A 596-nucleotide genomic window follows, 5' to 3' on the forward strand; every position below is an offset into this window, starting at 1 on the left:
ACAGCGCCGATGGTACTGCACTCGAGAGTGTGTGGGAGAGTAGGACACCGCCGGACACAAATTAGTAGAGGCTGGGGCCCGGACTAGCAATGACGCTAGTACCGGGCCTCAGCTGTATCTACAGGCATTTTTGCTAGTCGTGAGTTCGCTCAAGGGAGCGATTCAGGGTAGTATTGACCGTTGGTAAATGCACCACGGGGTGTGGCGCAGTTTGGTAGCGCGCGTCGTTCGGGACGACGAGGTCGCAGGTTCAAATCCTGTCACCCCGACCAAAGATCCCTGTCATTGCAGGGAGGCAAGCCCGGTACCAGTTTCTCTGGTGCCGGGCTTTTTGCTTTGCGACCACTTTGTGACCATCCGTCAGTACGGCCGCTATGGCAAGCGGGCCGAGCATCCGGACACTTCATCGCTGTACATCGCAGCGAGAGGCAGAAATGCCTAGGAGGTTACCCCGATGCTGATCCTTCGAGGACAACACGGCAAGATCCAAACCACGTACAACAGGACCCGGGGCCAGTGGCGCGCCCGGATGACGGTTATAGGCAGAAATGTGTGTATAGCCCGGGCGTGTCACGGCCTGCCTGCCCAGCCTGATC

At 58.4% G+C, this 596-nt stretch carries 1 tRNA gene; it reads left to right on the forward strand.

Annotation, left to right across the window (positions count from 1 at the left end):
* The first annotated feature begins 195 nt into the window (after positions 1 to 195).
* A tRNA-Pro gene (locus HGQ17_RS14875) sits at positions 196 to 272 on the forward strand.
* Positions 273 to 596 lie beyond the last annotated feature (324 nt).

Origin of the sequence: Nesterenkonia sedimenti, assembly GCF_012641515.1 — a bacterium.
Classification (GTDB): domain Bacteria; phylum Actinomycetota; class Actinomycetes; order Actinomycetales; family Micrococcaceae; genus Nesterenkonia; species Nesterenkonia sedimenti.